The organism is candidate division KSB1 bacterium, assembly GCA_034505495.1.
Classification (GTDB): Bacteria; Zhuqueibacterota; Zhuqueibacteria; order Residuimicrobiales; family Krinioviventaceae; genus Fontimicrobium_A.
Genome location: JAPDQV010000066.1, coordinates 1 through 1810, shown reverse-complemented (window position 1 = coordinate 1810; position 1810 = coordinate 1). Strand labels below are relative to the sequence as shown.

Here is a 1810-nt window from a genome sequence, read left to right as displayed (position 1 = left end):
CGATCGCTGGTTTGGATCTTTTTCATCTATTGTTTGATTTATGCCCCGACTTTGGCATTGACGAACACGATTGCTTTCCGAAATCTGAAGGATTCGGAAAAAGAGTTCGGTTTTGTCCGCGTCGGCGGCACCATCGGCTGGATCGCCATCGGACTAACTCTTTCCGGTTTGCGCTACCTGATCAGCGTCAAAGGCGATGTGATGATTCTTGCCGGCATCATGTCGCTGATCGCCGGTCTCTATGCATTTACGCTGCCGAACACGCCGCCCAGCAAGGATAAAACCAATCCTTTGGCATTCCTGGCGGCGATCAAGATGCTTAAAAACTCCAACTTTGCCGTTTTTATCATCATTAACTTTGTCGTTTCCACAGAGCTTATGTTCTACTATGTCTTGACCGGGCCGTTTTTGGTTTCGTCTAAAATCGGCGTCACCAACGAGGCTTTGAGCGGCGTGATGGTCATTGCGCAGGCTGCGGAAATTCTGGTGATGGCGCTATTGTTGCCTTATTTCCTTCCCAAGTACGGCATTCGTAAGACCCTAACCCTCGGTATTTTGGCATGGCCTCTGCGATATCTCATCTTTGCAATCGGCGCCCCCAAATGGCTGGTCATCGCTTCCTTGGCGCTTCACGGCTTTTGTTACGTCTTCTTTTTTACCGCTTCACAGATCTATGTCGATACGGTTGCGCCGAAAGATATCCGCGCTTCTGCGCAGAGCCTTATTTTCCTTGTCACTATCGGCTTGGGTATGTATCTCGGCAGCTTTTTCGCCGGTTGGATCCAAAACCTTTTTTCGACCTTCGACGGGCAAGGAGCCATCGTTGATACCAACTGGACCGGCGTTTTTCTAGTACCGTTTGTATTGACGATTCTTTGTGCCGCGGCTTTCGTACTCACATTTAAGGAAAAGCTGCAATTCGAATCAGAGTCTTGAGAGTACTTGGGAGCCGGAGTTTAAATTTCCGGCTCCTTTCCCTCAATTGATCCACGCTGGAACACCTGCACCGTTTCTGATCACTCTGGCCCGCAAAGGAAATTGTCGCAGAACTCTCGGCATTTGTCAAATATTTGTTACATGACGGCAGCTTATTGAAAAGTCTAAGCTAACGGCCAAAGTTTAAATTACGCACCCGCTTTGAAAAACAGTATGTAATAACTAGTCCTTTGCAGCAAAGCCGCTTCTGCCGGAATGTGAAGGTGGTATATTGTTTGCATAAAATAAAACATCAACTTTGTTTGTTAAAACTGTGTGCCGTTCATGATTCTACACCGGCATGAATGTAAAAAAGCGGCGGTACCGGCATCAATGTTCGGACAGTAATGAGGCGTCACGTGAGTTTGGATTATACAAAACCATCGGATGATAAGGAATGGGGACTTCAGGATTATTGGGCTCTAGCGGTTCGTCGTAAATGGATTATTATTGGCGTATTTTTTCTTGTCTTCATTTCCTCCTTAATTTACCTGCTGACGCGTCCACCGGTCTATGTTTCGAGTTCCACCTTTATTCTGGAAAGTATAGACGCCAAGAGTGCGCTGTATAAAAATCCGGCCGCTTATTACTATATGATGCGGCAGACGCGGCCTTTGGCTTTTTACGAAACTCTGCTGAGAAGCAAGACATTTTACGATCGCGTTAGTCAAGCAGCCGTGAAGGACAGTGCGCTTACGGCCTGCCGCGAGTTCGATGCTTCCCTTTTGCCTTCTCTATTTGCCAATCTGCGGCTTACGGGCAACGAACAAGGCGAACTTCTTTACAGTTTGTCGGTCGAAGCTCCTCACCCGACGATTGCCTATCGATTTGCCGT

Annotated in this window: 2 protein-coding genes; both read left to right on the top strand. The window is 47.5% G+C overall.

The window, feature by feature from the left end:
* A partial coding sequence (locus tag ONB24_15000) for an MFS transporter (protein MDZ7317418.1) occupies positions 1-936 on the top strand: 936 nt, incomplete at its 5' end.
* 398 nt (positions 937-1334) lie between these two features.
* Positions 1335-1810 (top strand): Wzz/FepE/Etk N-terminal domain-containing protein (locus ONB24_14995; GenBank protein ID MDZ7317417.1); only part of this gene is annotated, 476 nt, incomplete at its 3' end.